Raw genomic sequence first — 16851 nt, forward strand, 5'->3', positions numbered from 1 at the left:
GCTAGTGAGATCGAGTCGCCACGGCGTCCAGCAACTGGTAGCCGTCGAAATCGTGCTGCGCCAGGCCGCCATCGAAATCCCGGTCCAGCAGCATCGAGTACTGCAGGCGACCGCGCAGGGCGCTGGCGAAGGTGCCTTCTGCATAGACGTTGACGCGGTCCGGGGCAATCGGGTCGCCGTTGGCATCGTAGAACAGGTCCTGCACCTGGTAGGTGGCGCCAAGAATAAAATCCGTGCTCTGGAAGGATTTGCCCACCAGGCCACTGGCCTTGTAATGGAAGCCGTCGCTCTCAAAGCTGTCGGAGGCCAGTTCCACACTGGCCCTGCGCAGCCAGTCGCCGCTGTCGGGCGCCTCGGTGGTCACGTAGTTGATGACCCCGCCGGTGGCGCCAACCCCCTGGATGGCATTGGCGCCGTAGATCACTTCCACCCGGTCGATAAAGGCCGGGTCGATGGTGAAGGCGCTGCGCTGGCCGTTGCGCAGCGGTGTGGACTGGGGAATGCCATCGGTCATGTACAGCGGATTGCGGCCGCGCAGGGTGACACCGTTGCTGCTCATTTTCTGGTGTGCCGGGGTCAGCGCGGGCACGGCAAAACTGAGCCCGTCCAGCAGGCTGCTGCTCACCGCAAGCTGGTTGTCCAGCGCTTCGCGGTCGATGACCTTCACCGTGTTGGGAATGGCCTTGATGGACTTGTTGACCCGGCTGGCGGTGACCGTCAGTTCCTCAAGGACCGGTGCCTCGGCCAGGGCGAGTACCGGTGTGATGGCCGCCAGGGCCAGTGCGGTATGGGCCCGTCGATGATAGCGCTGCATGTAAAAACCCCCTTTGATTGTAGTGCGCGCCGGGCAGGCCACGGCGCAAAAAGGGGCGAAACGTATTTCAAATGGGAATGAATATCAATTCCATCTAAGACAATGCCACTGGCGGTGGCATTACCAATGGGCGGTATGGCTACTCAAATCTCCCACCGGTGTCGCCGCAGCCACACCGCCCCCGCCACCAGGACGGCGGTGCACACCAGCCCCAGCAGCAAGCTGGTGAGGTCTGCGGGAATGGGCAGGCTGCCGCTGACGGTTGGGTCTGGCAGGTGGCGGGTAATGGCGCTGCGCAGGTAGTCGCTGCCAAACACCAGTTCCTCGGCAAGCACGATGGCCACCAGCGGCAGTGCGGCGGTCATGAAGGGCGAGCGGCGGGCCGCGGCGCTGGCCAGCAGCAGCCAGGCGTAGAACGGGGCAATCCACAGGGCGGTGAACAACCAGCCGCTCACCTGCTGCAGCAGCAACTGGCCGAAGTGAACATTGCCGAGGATCTGCTCGCCCGGGTCCATGTCCATGCGCCACATCAGCACCATGGACAACCCGGTACACACCAGCTGGGCGACCAGGGCGGCGCCGATGAAGATGGCCGGCGCGACAACAAGGGCCACGGCCAGTTTGGTGAGCACCACCTCCCACTCCGATACGGGCATGGATTTCCAGAACAGGATGGAGCGGTCGCGCCGGTCATCGAACAAACACCCCAGCAGGTAGTTCACCACCACAATCAACAACAGCAGGGTCATCAGTACGCTGATGACGCCAAGCACAGCATTGAAGGGGTAAGCGGCGCCGCTAGACACCACCTCGCTGTCAGCCGGCGCGGCGTTGCCGGCGCGCGGCTGGAAGGTCCATTTGCGGGAGAAGTTCCACTCTTCTTCACTGGCAGCGCCCTCCGCGCGCTCGATGCGATAGGCTAGGCTCCCGCCATCTTCGTCGTCGTCGATCTGGATGCTGATGTTCATCCCGGAGATCTGCTCTTCCTGGGTAATGACAGCCACAAAGCCCTGCCCCACGGCGGCAATGCGGTTGGCCAGCAGCACGCTGGAAAGCACCAGCACGCAGATGGCCAGCGCCGCCAGCAGCGGCGTCCACAACAGCGAAACCCGGTATTCCTGCAATTCGCGCTGCACCAGGGTGAACCAGCGCGAGGATGAGTTACTGGCCATGGTTTGCCTCTCCCCCGATTTTGGCGACAAACAGATCCGACACCGAGGGCGTTCGCACCTGCCCCAGCGGCGCCAGCAGGGCGCGATCGACGCCCTCGTAGATGATGGCGCGGCCGCCCAGTATGGGGCGCGAACCAATGTGCGGTATGGCTTCGGCCCGTGTTGTGGCTTCGCCCACCACGTGTACTTCGCTGAAGGTCTCATCGAAGCTCGCCATGTCCTTGTGCAGGATGCTGCGGCCACGGTGCATGAACACCACTTCGGTGAGGATGTTCTGCACCTCCTCCACCTGATGGGTGGAGATAATGATGGTGCGCTCGTCGTCGAAGTAGTCGTTCAGCAACTGCTCGTAAAAGCGCTTGCGGAACAGGATGTCCAGGCCCAGGGTGGGCTCGTCGAGTATCAGCACCCGGGCGTCGATGGCCATCACCAGCGCCAGGTGCAGCTGCACCGTCATGCCCTTGGACAGCTCCGCCACCTTGCGCTTCATGCCCACTTCGGTATTGGCCAGGAAGTGCTCAGCCTGGGCGCGGTCGAAGCGCGGGTGAATGCCCGACACATAATCCAGCAGTTGCAGCACGCTCATCCAGCGCGGCAGCACGGCGGTGTCGGCAATAAAGCAGACCTGCTCCATCAGGCGGGCGTGCTCGCGCCGCGGGTCCAGCCCCAGCACTTGCACTTCGCCGTCGCAGTCGGTGAGCCCCAGCAGGGCCCTCAGCAGCGTGGTTTTGCCGGCGCCGTTGGGGCCAATCAGGCCCAGCACGGTGCCGGCGTTCAGGCCCAGGTCCACACCGTCCACGGCCTGCACTTGTGCAAAACGGCGACTCAGACCCCGCGCCTCGATTACCCGGCTCATGCCTTACCCCCGGCCGCCTTCAGGCGGCGTAGTACGTCGTCCATGTCCAATCCCAGTCGTTGTACCCGCCCGGCAAACGCCGGCAGTTCTTCATTCAGAAAACGCGCCTGTTCGTCGCTGGTGAGCATGCCGCGGGCGCCACTGGTGACAAACATGCCCAGGCCCCGGCGCTTCTCCAGCAGGCCCATGTCCACCAGTTCCTGATAGGCCTTGCCCACGGTCAGGTGGTTGATCTGGTAGTCCGCCGATACCTGACGCACCGAGGGAATGGCTTCACCCTCGGGAAAACTGCCGTCCATGATGCGTTCCACCACCTGGTCCCGCAGTTGCCGGTAGATTGGCTGGCTGTCGTTCCACTCCATCTGCGCTGCTCTCCGCGCTGTTTTGTGCGCTGCTCTGTACGCGCTACGTTCCGCGCAATGCTGGCCTGGCGCTGGATCAGCGCTCGCGGCGCAGATCGCCCGAACCAATCAACACATCCTGGTCAATCGTCGGGTTGCCGCGATACACCAGGTCGCCACTGCCGAGAATGTTGACCTCCAGCACGTCGATCTCGCCAATGTGCGCGTCACCGGAACCGACGATATTCACCTCGGCGCGCTTGCTGTCCATGCGCCGAAAATCCACATCGCCGGAACCGACGATGCTGAGTTCCATGTTGTCGGCGGGCTGTGCGGATTCCAGGCTGATATCGCCCGAGCCCCGCACGCTCACCGACACGCCCTGGGCGCTGACCTCCCCCAGCTGGATATCACCCGAGCCCGACAGCGCCACGTTCAATTCGCGGCTTTGCAGCTTGGCCAGTTGAATGCGCCCGGTGCCGCTGAGTTGCAGGGTGGTGTTGCCGGCATTCACCTCGAACAGGCGCACACTGCCGGTGCCGGCGGCGGAGACGAACAGGTCATCGCTGGTGACAGGCTGCACGTACACATCGCCGGAACCTTTCACCTCCAAGTGTTCAAGGGTCGGCGTGGTAAGGCGAAACTTCACGCCGCTGAAATCGGCGCGGCGGTCTCCCCGGCTGCCGCCCAACAGCAGCGTGGAGCCATCCACCAGAAAAGGCTGCAGGTTGAGTTCCTCCGGGTCGCCGCGCAGCAGCAGTTCCACCGTGTCGCCCTGGCTGATTTCCACCTCGACATCGCCGTACACCAGCACCGCATCAAAGGCCAGCCCCTCCACGCGGCGCGTTTCGGCGCCACTTGCGCTGCTGTAGGCGCTGCTCTGTGAATGGCTGTCACTCGTCTGGGCCCAGGCTGCCGATTGCAGCAGCGCACTGGCCACTGCCGCAGCCAGGAAGGCCAGGCTGCCCTTGAGCATGGGGCCGCCTTTCCAGCGCGGCGCTAAGTGGTCACAATAGCGGGGCATGGTCGCCACCTCGTCATGTTGGTGTTATAGGCTACTATAGCACCCAAAAAACGGGGCACAACGCCCCGCCCTGCAGTTCGTCCCGGCACCGGCTCGCTTGGTCGCTGGCTGCGGGAAACCACGAGGAACGGCCGGCACAGCGACCATCGATAAGAACAAGGAGGTTACCGATGTCCAACACCGTCAATACCGTTACCGGCCCGCTGAGCGTTGATCAACTGGGCGTTACCCTGATGCACGAGCACCTGCTGATCGGCTATCCCGGCTGGGAGGCAGACACCCTGCGCCCCGGCCCCAGCCGCGAGCAGATGGTGGCCACCTGCGTGGGCAAGATCGAATCCATGCAGGCCATCGGCGTGCAGTCCATGCTGGACCCCTGCCCCAACGACTTAGGCCGCGACGTGACCCTGGCGCGCGAAGTGGCCGAGCGCACCGGCTTTAACATTGTCTGCGCCACCGGGCTGTACAAGCAGGATGAGGGCGGCTTTGCCCACTGGCACTTCCGCCGGGAAACCGGCAGCGCGGTGGCCCAGATGGCAGAGCTGTTCATCCACGAACTGACCCACGGCATTGGCGATACCGGCGTGAAGGCCGGCATCATCAAGGTGGCCACCGGCGTCGGCGAGATCACCGACTACGAATACTGCGTGCTGGAAGCCGCCGCCCTGGCCGCCACCGAAACCGGCGCCCCCATCACCACGCACACCGACGAGGGCACCATGGGCGATGCCCAGCAGCGCTTTTTGACCGAGCGCGGGGTGCCCGCCCACCGCATTATCATCGGCCACAGCTGTGGCAGCGCCGACCACGACTACCACATGGGCATCCTCGACGGGGGCTCCTACCTCGGCTTCGACCGCTTTGGCCTGGACATCCTGGTGCCAGACAGCCAGCGCGTGGACGCACTGGTCAAACTGCTGAAGAAAAACCGCGAACACCAGATTGTGGTGTCGCACGATGGCGTGTGGTGTACCCGCGGCGAGCCCTTTCCGGCGGAGCTGGTGGCCAGCATGGACCCGGATGTGCTGTTCGACCCCACTCACTTCCACCGCAACATCGTGCCGCAGCTGCTGGCGGCGGGCGTCAGCCAGCGGCAGATCGACACCCTGCTGGTGGACAACCCCCGGCGCTTCTTCGCCGGCGAGGTGCCGCCGGCGGTGGGTTCATAATCCGGCAACACTCGCCGCCCACACTATGCGGTTTGTCACTCAGCGAGAGCGCCCATGACCAAACCACCCCAGTTCCGCCGTCGCACCCTGCTCAAGGGCCTAGGCGCAAGCGCGCTGTTGCCGCTGCTGTCGGCCAACCTGATTGGCTGCTCCGACAGCAGCGATGCGCCCCCCACACCCAATCCGCCAGAGAGTGTTCCGGCCACCTTTGAGCACGGCGTGGCCTCTGGCGACCCGCTGGCCGACCGGGTCATCCTGTGGACCCGGGTGACCCCGGAGCGCGAAGGCGATGTGGTTGTCACCTGGGAACTGGCCAGCGACGAAGGCTTTGCAAACATCATCGCCAGCGGCAGTGGCACCACCACCGCGGCGGTGGACTACACAGTAAAAGTGGACGCCACCGGCCTGGACGCCGGCACCGGCTACTTCTACCGCTTTCGCACCGGCGAGCGGACATCGCCAGTGGGGCGCACCCGCAGCGCGCCCAGCGGTGCCCTGGCCGCCGCCAGCTTTGCCGTGGTGTCCTGTTCCAACTACCCGGCCGGGCTGTTCCACGTGTACCGCGAAATCGCCGGGCGCGAGGTGGACGCCGTGCTGCACCTGGGCGATTACATCTACGAATACGCCGCCGACGGCTATGCCAGCGACAACGCCGAAGCGCTGGGCCGCGTGTCCGAGCCGGCCGGGGAAATCCTGTCGCTGGCGGACTACCGCACCCGCTACGCCCAGTACCGCGGCGACAGCGACCTGCAGGCCTGCCACGCGCGCCACCCCTTTGTGGTGGTGTGGGATGACCACGAAGTCGCCAACGACGCCTGGCGCGACGGCGCCGAAAACCACAGCCCCGACAGCGAAGGCAGCTTCAGCGAACGCCGGGCCGCAGCCATCCAGGCCTGGTTTGAGTGGCTGCCGGTGCGCCCGCCCGGCGAGGCGAGCGACATCATCTACCGGCAGTTTCGCTACGGCGACCTGCTGGACCTCATCATGCTTGATACCCGCAACGCCGGCCGCGACCGGCAGGTGGACTACGCCGACTACCTCAACGGCGAGCAGATCGACAGCGCCGCAGTGCTCGCCGCCACCGGCGACAGCAACCGCAGCCTGCTCGGCAGCGCGCAGCTGGCCTGGGTAAAAGACGCCCTGACCAGCAGCACCGCGCGCTGGCAGGTGCTGGGCCAGCAGGTGTTGATGGCGCGCCAGCCCCTGCCGGAACCGGCGGTGCGCGCCCTCACCCCGGCCACCGCCGGCGAAGATGCCCTGCAGCAGGCCACCGCCGCCGTGCTGGGGGCGGTGCAGGCCAAGGGCAAGCCCGCCGGCGAGCGCAGCGCCGAGGAACAGGCCCTGCTCGATTCCGCCATTCCCTTCAATGCCGACGCCTGGGACGGCTACACCTTCGAACGCGAAGACCTGCTCAACCACGCCCGGCAGCTGCAGTCGCGCCTGGTGGTGCTGGCCGGGGATACCCACAACGCCTGGGCCTCGCAGCTAACCACCGCCGATGGCACCGTGGTGGGTGCCGAGCTGGCCTGCCCCAGCGTGACCTCCCCCGGCGCCGAAGCGGTGATCGGCACCGATGCCGCCACCCTGTTTGGCCCGCTGGCCGTGCAATTAATGGACGACCTGCGCTACGCCAATCTGGTACAGCGCGGCTTTCTGCAACTGGCCGTTGGCGCCGATGCGCTACAGGCCGACTGGGTGTTCATCGACAGCATTGATAGCCCCACCTACGCCATTGACGCGCAGAGTGCCCACCGCCTCAGCGTGGATCGCACCAGCCTGTTACTCGCCTGATTCCACCCTTTGGCAGGCCCACCGGTACACCAAAGCAAACCCATGAGCGCCCTTTGAACTGATCGGTGACTTCCACCGAAGGGCAATCTGGGCGTATGGTTGGGGGAAACGACCCGAGCGGAGGTGTGCCCATGCAGCAACTCAGCGGCCAGGATGCCATGTTCATCCACACGGAGATGAAGGGTCTGCCACAGCATATCGGTGGCATTTCCATCTACACGCCCGCCACCGCCCCCGGTGGCAAAGTGCGCTTTAAAGACATCCTGGCGATGCTTGAATCGCGCCTGCACCTGTCCCCCATCTTCCGTCGCAAGCTGGTGCCCGTTCCCTTGGGCCTGGGGCAGCCCTACTGGGCGGAAGACCCCAATTTCGACCTGGAATACCACGTGCGCCACATTGCCCTGCCCGCCCCCGGCGACTGGCGCCAGCTGTGCATCCAGGCGGCGCGCATCCACGCCATACCGCTGGACCGCGAAAAGCCCTTGTGGGAGATCTACATCATCGAGGGGCTCGACAAGGTCGAGGGCCTGCCCGCCGGCTGTTTCGCCATGCTGCTGAAGGTCCATCATTCCGCCATGGACGGGGTGACCGGCGCCCACTTTATGACCCTGATGCACGACCTCGGCCCGGAAGTGACCGTGCCAGACCCGGCCCCCGGCCCGCAGGCCATGCCGGTGTCCTACCCCACCATGCTGGCCCGGGCCTACGTTGATGCCTGGCGCATGCCCTTCAAGGCGCTGGGGATGATGAAGGACGCGCTGCCCACTTACCTGCGCCTGCGCCGGGGCTTTGCCGAGCACCAGTTCGAGCACCTTGGCGAAATTCCCCGCAGCCGCTTCCAGGGGCGGGTATCACCGCACCGGGTGGTGGATGCGCGGGTGTTTGACTTTGCCACCATCCGCGCCATGAAGCAGGCCGTGCCCAACGCCACCATCAACGACGCCATGCTCAATATCGTGGCGGGCGCGCTGCGGCGCTATCTGCTGGAAGCGGACGAGTTGCCAACCCAGTCGCTGGTCACCGGCTGCCCCGTGGATGTGCGCAGCGGTGACGGCAACGCCGGCAACATGGTGGGGTTCATGGCCCTGGCGCTGTGCACCGATATTGCCGACCCGCGCGAGCGGCTGGCAGCCATTCACCGCAAATCCAGCGAGGCCAAGGCCTATGCCCAGGCCCTGGGGCCAAAAATCGCCATGGAGATCACCGACCTGATCCCCGGCAGCGTGCTGTCGCTGGCCATTCGCACCGCCGCCGTGACCGGATTGACCGAATCCAGTGTCATCATGAACACTGTGGTCACCAATGTGCCTGGCCCCTCGTGGGATCAGTACTTCTGCGGCGCACAGATGCTGAGCGGCTTCAGCCTGGGCCCGCTGTTGCCCAATGTCGGCCTGTTCCACGTGATTTACTCCACCGTCCACAACAAGCGGGGCACCATCACCCTGTCCTTCACCGCCTGCCGGCGCATGCTGCCAGACCCGGAGCGCTACGCGCACTGCCTGCAGGCGTCCCACGACGAGATTGCCGCCGCCCTGCTAGCGGACGACAAACCGGCGGCGCGCCGGGCCGCTGGAGCCAAAGGGGCCAGAGGGTCCAAACGGGCAACACGCCGGCGGAGCGCCTGAGCATGCACGTGCTGGTAACCGGCGGCACCGGGTTTGTGGGCTATCACACTGCGCGCGCACTGCTCAGTGCCGGGCACGACGTCACCCTGCTGGTGCGCAGCCTCGACAAAGCACACCAGTTGTTTGGCAGCGACCAACTGCAGCGGGTGGTGCGCGGCGACATCAACGACGCCGACAGCGTACGTCGGGCGCTTCGCGGCTGCGACGCCCTGGTGCACAGCGCGGCGGTGGTTTCCACCTCGCGAAAAGATGCCGGGCAGGTCTTCGAGCGCAACACCAACGGCACGCGCACGGTGATCCAGGCCGGGCTCGACGCCAATCTGCAGGCGCTGATCTATGTCTCCAGTGTCACCGCCCTGTTCGACGAACATGCCCGCACCCTGAACGAGCACTCGCCGCCGGGGCCGGAATCCCACCGCGGCGCCTACGGGCGCTCCAAGGTGGCCGGAGAGATTTACGCCCGATCAATGCAGGATGACGGAGCACCGGTGTACATCACTTACCCGGGATCGGTCGTTGGCCCGGAAGATCCGGGGCTTACCGAGCCGCACAAGGGGTTGATTGGCCTGATGTACGGCATCGCCCCCCAGATGCCCTCCGGCAACCAGTACATCGACGTGCGTGATCTGGCCGAGGCTCACCTGCGTATCCTTGAACAACTGCCATCTGGCAAGCGCTTTCCCATGGGCGGCACCTTCCTACCCTGGCGCGACCACGGCAAGCTGCTGGCCACCCTCACCGGCCGTCGCTTCCTGCCGCTGCCGGTGCTGCCCGGGGTGCCCCTGTTGGCCGGCGCGCTGCTGGATCGCCTGAGCCAGGTACTGACGCTGGAATTGCCCATCACCGAAGAGGGCATGCGCTACGCCACCCGCTGGGTACAATTGGACGATAGCCACACCTTGAAAACACTTGACCTGCAGTACCGCCCACTGGCAGAAACCTTCGAAGCCGCACTGCTGTCACTTCACGCTACTGGCCATCTTAGCCAGCGGCAACTGGGCCGACTGGCTCAACACTGACGGAATCACCACATGAAGAGCACGCTAAGGCACCACCAGGCCCGCAAGTCCGCCCCGGAAGAGTCCCTTGAAACGGCCATGGCACAAGCCACCAGCTTCGATGAATGGCTGGCACTGGCAGCCAAGTTGGACGGCCTCACTGGCGCAGACCGCTGGCGCCAGCAGGCGGAATCCCAACGCTACAATCACGCCAGCATTCGGCGGCGCCTCGACCGCCTGCAAAAACTGCGCAGAGACGGCAACGATGCCGGGCTGCTCTTCGCACTCAACGAAGGCATTCACGGCAACATGGCCGGCATCGGCAATGCCAACCTGTATTCCCGGGCACGCTGCGGCACCAAGCACCTGATCGAGGACTATGTCGACGCCATCAACGACGCCCTGTTGCACCTGGCCAGCGACCACACGGCGCTGCCCCTGTCCCAGCGCCTGGAATTTTTCCGCCGCGCCAGCCACTGCTACGGGCGCTCTGCCCTGATGCTGAGCGGCGGCGGCACACTGGGTTATTTTCACTTCGGCGTTCTGAAAGCACTGATCGAACAGGCCTTGTGCCCGGTGGTTATCTCCGGCGCCAGCGCCGGGGCCTTTGTGGCAGCCATCGTGGGCACCCGCACCGACAGCGAGTACCTGGCGCTGTTCGAGGATGACTTTCTGGTGCGCGCCATGACCCAGAACCGCGGCAACCTGAAGATCGGGCTGCGCATGAATGAAGAAACCGACATGCCGGCGGTGCGCAAGGAAATGGCGCGCCTGATTCCGGACATGACCTTCCAGGAGGCCTACGAAAAAACCGGGCGCGCCATCAACATCGCCATTTCGCCATCGGAACCCAAGCAGGAATCCCGCCTGCTCAACCATATCGCCTCGCCCAATGTCACCATCCGCTCCGCGGTGATGGCAAGTTCTGCCCTGCCCGGCGTATTCCCGCCAGCCATGCTGGAGGCGCGAGACGACAACGGCGACATCTGCCCTTACCTGCCCAACCTGCGCTGGATTGACGGGTCCTTCTCGCAAGACCTGCCCGCCAAGCGCCTGGCGCGCCTGTACGGCGTCAACCATTTCATTGTCAGCCAGGTGATGCCCGTGCTTGGCCGCCGGGACGTGCGCCGGCCAGGCCTCTACCACATCGTGTCCGACGCCTGGAGCGCGGCCACCAAGCAGTTTGTGCGCGGCAGCCTGAACGCCGCCCAGCGCTACACCCGCGTTGGCCCGCGCACCGGCAGCGTTCTCAGTGCGGTCAACGGCCTGATCGACCAGCAGTTCAGCGGTGATATCAATATCTTCCCGCACTATGGCCTTTCCAGCCTGGGCAAGCTGCTGAAAATCCTGTCAGAAGAGGAGATGCGCGACATCCTGCTGGCGGGCGAGCGCGGCACCTGGCCGGTCATACCGGCCATCGGCACCACCACGCGAATAGGCCGCACCCTGGATACCATCCTGCATCAGTTTGAACTGAACGAAGCCCACTGGCTGGCCAGCGCACCGAAGACCGAGGCCTTCCGCAGCAGCGCCAAAAGCACCAGGGCCGGCGCCGGGCGCAAGAAAGCATCGGCGCCTTCCACTAAAGCCTGTGCTAAAACCCGCACCAAAGCCCGCGCGAAACCCGGTGCCAAAGCCCGCAAAAGCGCCACCGCTAATAGCCGCGCGAGCGCCAGCGGCTGAATTTCGGGCACAAAAAAGGGGGCCGAAGCCCCCAAGAAACACAGTGCCAATGTCTGTTAATTAGATGGCTGCGTCAGCCTTGCTGATAAGGTCCGTGGCGTAATCCATCACGTGGAAGATCACGCTCTGCTCCTGCGTGCCGGTCACCAGGTGCGCGCCGGGGCCGGTAGCGTAGATACCCACATCTTCGCCCGCGTGAGTCTCACCACTTGCCATCGGCACCAGGGCTTCCTGGTGGTAACCGGATGCCTCGGTATCCACACTGCTGATATCAGCGCGACCGCTGACCGGCGCAAGCGCATACACCGCATCGGAATCGGTTTCGTCACCCAGGTCCTGGAAGCCATGCCCGTTGGCGTAGGTCAGGGTGGTATAGGGCAAACCATCCGATGCCAGGGCCGGGCCGTTTTCCCCGACGTTCACTACTTTGCCAAGGATGGGGTTACCACGCTTGGGATAACCGCCGATGGTCATCACATGGCTGTGATCCGCCGTCACAATGATCAGGGTGTCCTCGGCATTGGTGGCCGCTACCGCGGCTTCCACGGCCTTGGCCATCTCGATGGTGTCGGTCAGGGCACCATAGGCGTTGCCAGCGTGGTGGGCGTGGTCGATACGACCCGACTCCACCATCAGGAAGAAGCCCTGCTCGTTCTGGCCCAGCACTTCAATGGCTTTGCGCGTCATGTCGGTGAGGGTAGGCTCCCCGCTGATGTCGTTGCCGCGGTCTGCCTCGTACTGCATGTGCGACTCATTGAACAGGCCGAACACCTTGCTGGTGCTGCTGTCGATGGCGTTGAATCCGGCGGCGTCAAACACATAGGCGCCCTGCGGGTACAACGCTTGCCACTCGCTGACCAGGTTGCGACCGTCGTTGCGATCGCCCTCGGTGCCACTGACGGCATCGGGGCTGTTGGCCGCCGGGTCATTCGGCAGGAAGTGCCGACGGCCGCCGCCCATCACTACATCAATACCGTCCACATCGGCACCCGGGATGCGCGCCTCCAGGTTGGCCTCAAAGTTCACCAACTGGCTGGCGATGTCCTCGCAGCCCGCGTCCACAGCAGCGGCGGGCATGTCGGAAACATCTTCCCAGTTGCGGTCGGCCGCCTTGGCGTAGGTTGCCGCGGGGGTGGCGTGGGTAATACGGGCGGTGGAGACGATACCCGTGGAAAGGCCGGCAATCTCAGCCAGTTCCAGGTAGGTCACCACTTCGTTACCGGCTACTGTGGCGCAATCACCGCGCACTACGTCCTCGTCCACGCCAATCACGCCAACGTCGGTTTTCAGGCCGCTCATCATGGCCGTCATGGTGCCGGCGGAATCCGGCGTCTGGGCGTCCACGTTATAGGTTTTGGACAGGCCCGCGAAGGGGAACTCGCCAAAGCTCAGGTAGCCTTCCTCGCCCGGCTGACCCTGCAATTGCCCGGCGCGAATGCGCGCGGCGGTCACCGTGGAGATACCCATGCCATCGCCAACAAACAGGATGACGTTCTTGGCGCTGCCGCGGGCTTTTTCCAGGGCTGCGAGGTCGCGAGCCGCCAGGCGTCCGGCGGCATCGCGGTACCAGGTGTTTTCGGTATTACTGGCGATGTCCGAGGGAGACAGTTCGGTCACCGGATCTTCGACCTCTGGCTCGGTCGGCGGCACAGTGGGGTCCGGGTCGACGGCCATGCGCGAATCGCTGCCGTCTTCACAGGCGCCCACGGCCAACAACAGGGCGGACAGGCCGAGTGCTTTTGCAAAATTGTTCATCATCTACCCCTTACTCGGCCACCAGCCGGCGCGCGTTATTCATAATGTGGAAAACCATGTTCTGCTCGACCACGCCGGCGGCATAGGGCGAACCGGGGCCTCGGGCGTGCAGGCTGATGTCTTCACCGGCGTGGGTTTCGCCACTGGCCATCGGCACCAGGGCTTCCTGGTGGTAACCTGGGGCCTCGGTGTCTATCGCAGAGATATCCGCGCGGCCGCTTACCGGCTCCAGACCGTAAACCACTTCGGAATCGGTCTCGTCGTGCAGATCGTGGAAACCCAGGCCATTGGCATAGGACAGTGTGGTATAGGGCAGATCGTCAGAGGCCAGCGCCGGCTCCGTTGCACCAACGTTCACCACTTTGCCGAGGATCGGGTTGCCGCGCTTGGGATAGCCGGCGATGGTGAACACATGGCTGTGATCCGCCGTTACCAGAATCAGGGTCTCCTCGGGGTTGGTGGCCGCAACCGTCGCCTCTACCGCACGCGCCAGTTCAATGGTGTCGGCCAGTGCGTTGTGGGCGTTGCCAGCGTGGTGGGCATGGTCGATACGGCCTGACTCCACCATCAGGAAAAAGCCCTCATCGTTTTTGCCCAGCACTTCAATGGCCTTGCTGGTCATTTCGGTGAGCGACGGTTCGCCGGCAATATCGTTGCCGCGATCCGCCTCATACTGCATGTGCGATTCGTTGAACAGACCAAACAGTTTGCTGGTTGTGCTGCTATCCACCGCATTGAAGCCGGCGCTGTCGAACACGTAGGCCCCCTCCGGATACAACTCCTGCCATTCCGCGGTCAGGTCGCGGCCATCGTTGCGATCCCCTTCGGTACCACTGGCGGCGTCCGGGCTGTTAAAGGCAGGGTCGTTGGGCAGAAAGTGGCGACGGCCGCCGCCCATAATCACATCGACGCCATCCACATCCACGCCGTCGTAGCGCGCTTCCAGATTGGCTTCCAGGCCAACCAGTTGGCTGGCAATGTCTTCACAACCGGCGGAAACCGCCTCTTCAGGCATGTCGGATACGTCTTCCCAGTTGCGATCGGCGGACTTGGCATAGGTAGCGGCAGGGGTTGCGTGGGTAATCCGCGCGGTGGAAATGATCCCGGTGGACATACCGGCGATCTCCGCCAGTTCCAGGTAGGTGGCCACTTCGTTGCCTGCCACCGTGCTGCAATCACCGCGCACAATGTCTTCGTCCACGCCGATCACGCCCACGTCGGTTTTCAGGCCGCTCATCATCGCCGTCATGGTGCCGGCGGAATCCGGTGTCTGGGCATCGACGTTATAGGTTTTTACCAGCGCTGTGTGGGGGAACTGCTCAAAGCTCAGCAGCCCCTCTTCGCCGGGCTTCCCCTGCAGTTGGCCGGCCCGGATGCGCGCCGCCGTCAGGGTGGAAACGCCCATGCCGTCACCCACAAACAGGATCACATTCTTCGCGCCCGTCGCAGCCGCGCCGCGATCCGCCTGCAGCGATTGCTGGCCCTGGACAAACCAGGCGTTGTTGCGCTGCTCCGCAGGCAAAACCTGGGCCGTCGCTGCACCGGCCAGCAGGCATGAGCCTGCCGCCAGCAGTTGTTTGCAATAGAGTTTCATAAACCCCCTCTTTATGGAGTTGTGCTGTCAGGTCTCAGAGAAAACAAGGACTTTCGCCGGCGAGGACGTTCTGTTCAGCGAAAGCAATTGCCCGGGTACAGCAGCTTGCCGCGAACGTGTGACGCTTTCGTAACGGAGGGATGAAAGAAGTGTAAAAGATTTATGACAGACCGGGCGGCCTGCATCGGGTGGCGCTAGCCCAGGCTCTTTTCCATGTTGGCGGCGATGGTGGCGGCGATGCGCTTGGCGCGCTCGGTGTGCTCACCGGCAAAGTGAAAATCCGCAGTGGTGGTAAAGAATTCCAGCCAGCGCGCAAAGTCGCTGCTGTGCAGGGTGCGCCGGGCGTTCAGGCGGCGGTGGATGTTCATGGTATGGCGCTGGTAGTGCTGCTCACCGAGCAGCAGCTTGCACCAGTAGTTGACGATATGCGGCAGGTGAACGTCGAGGTCGATTTCGGCCACGTGCACAAAGATGGGCGCCAGCACTTCGTCCCGCAGCATGCGAGCGTAAAAGCGCTGCACAAAGTCCTCGATGTGCGCGCGGCTGTCGAGATCGGGTTTGCCGGGGCTGGCGCTGCCCTCGGCGGGCTTCCACTCGGCCACGGACATAGTCAGCGCTTTTTCTTACTGTTCTTCTTCACGTGAGCCATCATGCGGCGCTTGCGCTGTACCTGGCGCTGGGTCAGCTTGTTGCGCTTGTCGGCATAGGGGTTGTCGCCAGTGCGAAACTCTATGCGCACCGGCGTGCCGGTAAGGTCGAGCTTGCGGCGGAAGATTTTTTCCAGGTAACGCTGGTAGCTGGCCGGCACCTTGCCGGTCTGGTTGCCGTGGATCACGATCAAGGGCGGGTTCTGGCCGCCGGCATGGGCATAGCGCAGCTTGATGCGCCGGCCATTGACCAGCGGCGGCGGGTGGTCGAACACGGCGCCTTCAAGAATGCGAGTCAGCGCGTTGGTGCTCAGCTTGCGGGTGGCGCTGTCGTGGGCGGCGTTGATGGATTTGTACAGGTGGCCCACACCGGTGCCGTGCAGGGCGGAGATAAAATGGGTGTCGGCGTAGTCCGCAAACTGCAGGCGGCGCTGCAGTTCGGTCTTCATCCAGTCGCGCTGGTGGGGCTCGATGCCATCCCACTTGTTCACCACCAGCACCAGGCCGCGCCCGGCCTCGATGCAGTGGCCCAGCAGGTGCATGTCCTGCTCCACCAGGCCCTCGTGGGCATCCATCAACAGCAGCACCACGTGGGCGTCGTCGATGGCCTTGAGGGTTTTGACAATGGAGAACTTCTCCACCGTGAGCTTGACGTTCTTGCGCTTGCGCACACCCGCGGTGTCGATCAGGGTGTACTTCTGCTCGTCGCGCTCGTAGTCGATATAAATGCTGTCGCGGGTGGTGCCGGGCATGTCGAACACCACAACCCGCTCTTCCCCCAGCAGGCGGTTGACCAGGGTGGACTTGCCGACGTTGGGCCGCCCCACCACCGCCACGCGGATGCTGTCGTAGAGTTTTTCGTCGCTGAAGGCCTCCGGCTCCGGGAAGCTGGCCAGCACCTGCTCGATCATGCTGGATACGCCGCGGCCGTGGCTGGCGGCAATGGCGAAGAGGTTTTCCACCCCCAGGGCGTAGAAGTCGCTGGTGGCGACATCGGCGTCGATGCCGTCGATCTTGTTCACCACCAGGTAAAACGCCTTGTTGCGCTGGCGCAGGTGCCGGGCCAGGGCTTCGTCGGCGGCATTCAGGCCCTCGCGGCCATCCACCATGAACAGCACCGCGTCGGCTTCTTCGATGGCCGCCAGTGACTGGCCGGCCATCTGCGAGTCGATGCCGTCCTCGTCGCCGCTGATGCCGCCGGTGTCGATCACCACGTAGGGGCGCGACCCGAGGCGGGCCTCGCCGTACTTGCGATCCCGGGTCAGCCCGGCAAAGTCTGCCACCAACGCATCCCGCGAGCGGGTGAGCTGGTTAAACAGGGTGGACTTACCCACATTGGGGCGGCCCACAAGGGCAATTACCGGGATCAATTCAGTCTCCTG

The 16851-nt window shown here is 64.2% G+C and carries 14 protein-coding genes; 5 read left to right on the plus strand and 9 right to left on the minus strand.

What is annotated here, in order from left to right; translation table 11 throughout:
- Window position 1: 1 nt before the first annotated feature.
- The 5 genes from DDZ17_RS07470 to DDZ17_RS07490 form a co-directional block, all read right to left on the minus strand.
- Complete coding sequence (locus DDZ17_RS07470) at window positions 2-814, minus strand: TonB-dependent receptor plug domain-containing protein (RefSeq protein ID WP_116365412.1); 813 nt, start codon at window positions 812-814, stop codon at window positions 2-4.
- 143 nt (window positions 815-957) lie between these two features.
- Window positions 958-1986, minus strand: a complete 1029-nt coding sequence (locus tag DDZ17_RS07475) for a hypothetical protein (RefSeq protein WP_116365414.1) — start codon at window positions 1984-1986, stop codon at window positions 958-960.
- Entirely contained in the window at window positions 1976-2842 is an 867-nt protein-coding gene (locus DDZ17_RS07480) for an ABC transporter ATP-binding protein (protein WP_116365416.1), read from the minus strand. The genes DDZ17_RS07475 and DDZ17_RS07480 overlap by 11 nt, the downstream gene beginning before the upstream one ends.
- Window positions 2839-3204, minus strand: coding sequence for a GntR family transcriptional regulator (locus DDZ17_RS07485; RefSeq protein ID WP_116365418.1), 366 nt, complete (start codon window positions 3202-3204; stop codon window positions 2839-2841). Before DDZ17_RS07485 ends, DDZ17_RS07480 begins: the two co-directional genes overlap by 4 nt.
- Window positions 3205-3280: 76 nt before the next feature.
- Entirely contained in the window at window positions 3281-4207 is a 927-nt protein-coding gene (locus tag DDZ17_RS07490; RefSeq protein ID WP_116365420.1) for a GIN domain-containing protein, read from the minus strand.
- A 170-nt stretch (window positions 4208-4377) separates the two neighbouring features.
- On the opposite strand from DDZ17_RS07490, the gene DDZ17_RS07495 reads away from it, so the two are divergent.
- From DDZ17_RS07495 to DDZ17_RS07515, 5 genes are all read left to right on the plus strand, one after another.
- A complete protein-coding gene (locus tag DDZ17_RS07495) occupies window positions 4378-5376 on the plus strand; it encodes a phosphotriesterase family protein (RefSeq protein ID WP_116365422.1) in 999 nt (332 codons plus the stop codon).
- A 54-nt stretch (window positions 5377-5430) separates the two neighbouring features.
- Complete coding sequence (locus DDZ17_RS07500) at window positions 5431-7167, plus strand: alkaline phosphatase D family protein (RefSeq protein WP_116365423.1); 1737 nt, start codon at window positions 5431-5433, stop codon at window positions 7165-7167.
- A 131-nt stretch (window positions 7168-7298) separates the two neighbouring features.
- Window positions 7299-8792: a wax ester/triacylglycerol synthase family O-acyltransferase gene (locus tag DDZ17_RS07505; protein WP_116365425.1), complete on the plus strand. Its 1494-nt coding sequence runs from the start codon at window positions 7299-7301 to the stop codon at window positions 8790-8792.
- Window positions 8793-8794: 2 nt separating this feature from the next.
- Window positions 8795-9811, plus strand: coding sequence for an SDR family NAD(P)-dependent oxidoreductase (locus DDZ17_RS07510; RefSeq protein ID WP_116365427.1), 1017 nt, complete (start codon window positions 8795-8797; stop codon window positions 9809-9811).
- A gap of 12 nt (window positions 9812-9823) precedes the next feature.
- Window positions 9824-11473: a DUF3336 domain-containing protein gene (locus DDZ17_RS07515; protein WP_116365429.1), complete on the plus strand. Its 1650-nt coding sequence runs from the start codon at window positions 9824-9826 to the stop codon at window positions 11471-11473.
- Window positions 11474-11533: 60 nt separating this feature from the next.
- Here the strand turns inward: DDZ17_RS07515 and DDZ17_RS07520 are convergent, their stop codons facing one another.
- The 4 genes from DDZ17_RS07520 to der all read right to left on the minus strand — a co-directional run bounded on the left by DDZ17_RS07520 (window position 11534) and on the right by der (window position 16839).
- Window positions 11534-13228, minus strand: a complete 1695-nt coding sequence (locus DDZ17_RS07520) for an alkaline phosphatase (protein WP_116365431.1) — start codon at window positions 13226-13228, stop codon at window positions 11534-11536.
- A gap of 10 nt (window positions 13229-13238) precedes the next feature.
- On the minus strand, window positions 13239-14822 hold the full coding sequence (locus DDZ17_RS07525) for an alkaline phosphatase (RefSeq protein WP_116365433.1): 1584 nt from the start codon (window positions 14820-14822) through the stop codon (window positions 13239-13241).
- A gap of 194 nt (window positions 14823-15016) precedes the next feature.
- Window positions 15017-15430, minus strand: a complete 414-nt coding sequence (locus DDZ17_RS07530) for a group III truncated hemoglobin (RefSeq protein ID WP_116365435.1) — start codon at window positions 15428-15430, stop codon at window positions 15017-15019.
- Between the two features lie 2 nt (window positions 15431-15432).
- Window positions 15433-16839 (minus strand): ribosome biogenesis GTPase Der, encoded by a 1407-nt coding sequence (gene der / locus DDZ17_RS07535; protein ID WP_116365437.1) that lies wholly within the window; start codon window positions 16837-16839, stop codon window positions 15433-15435.
- Window positions 16840-16851 lie beyond the last annotated feature (12 nt).

It is taken from the genome of Parahaliea mediterranea (assembly GCF_003402235.1).
Lineage (GTDB): Bacteria > Pseudomonadota > Gammaproteobacteria > Pseudomonadales > Halieaceae > Parahaliea > Parahaliea mediterranea.

What these genes read in the sequence shown, in the direction of transcription:
- DDZ17_RS07470 (WP_116365412.1), bottom strand. Translation starts at nt 814, where the DNA reads ATGCAGCGCTATCATCGACGGGCCCATACCGCACTGGCCCTGGCGGCC.
- DDZ17_RS07475 (WP_116365414.1), bottom strand. Translation starts at nt 1,986, where the DNA reads ATGGCCAGTAACTCATCCTCGCGCTGGTTCACCCTGGTGCAGCGCGAA.
- DDZ17_RS07480 (WP_116365416.1), bottom strand. Translation starts at nt 2,842, where the DNA reads ATGAGCCGGGTAATCGAGGCGCGGGGTCTGAGTCGCCGTTTTGCACAA.
- DDZ17_RS07485 (WP_116365418.1), bottom strand. Translation starts at nt 3,204, where the DNA reads ATGGAGTGGAACGACAGCCAGCCAATCTACCGGCAACTGCGGGACCAG.
- DDZ17_RS07490 (WP_116365420.1), bottom strand. Translation starts at nt 4,207, where the DNA reads ATGCCCCGCTATTGTGACCACTTAGCGCCGCGCTGGAAAGGCGGCCCC.
- DDZ17_RS07495 (WP_116365422.1), top strand. Translation starts at nt 4,378, where the DNA reads ATGTCCAACACCGTCAATACCGTTACCGGCCCGCTGAGCGTTGATCAA.
- DDZ17_RS07500 (WP_116365423.1), top strand. Translation starts at nt 5,431, where the DNA reads ATGACCAAACCACCCCAGTTCCGCCGTCGCACCCTGCTCAAGGGCCTA.
- DDZ17_RS07505 (WP_116365425.1), top strand. Translation starts at nt 7,299, where the DNA reads ATGCAGCAACTCAGCGGCCAGGATGCCATGTTCATCCACACGGAGATG.
- DDZ17_RS07510 (WP_116365427.1), top strand. Translation starts at nt 8,795, where the DNA reads ATGCACGTGCTGGTAACCGGCGGCACCGGGTTTGTGGGCTATCACACT.
- DDZ17_RS07515 (WP_116365429.1), top strand. Translation starts at nt 9,824, where the DNA reads ATGAAGAGCACGCTAAGGCACCACCAGGCCCGCAAGTCCGCCCCGGAA.
- DDZ17_RS07520 (WP_116365431.1), bottom strand. Translation starts at nt 13,228, where the DNA reads ATGAACAATTTTGCAAAAGCACTCGGCCTGTCCGCCCTGTTGTTGGCC.
- DDZ17_RS07525 (WP_116365433.1), bottom strand. Translation starts at nt 14,822, where the DNA reads ATGAAACTCTATTGCAAACAACTGCTGGCGGCAGGCTCATGCCTGCTG.
- DDZ17_RS07530 (WP_116365435.1), bottom strand. Translation starts at nt 15,430, where the DNA reads ATGTCCGTGGCCGAGTGGAAGCCCGCCGAGGGCAGCGCCAGCCCCGGC.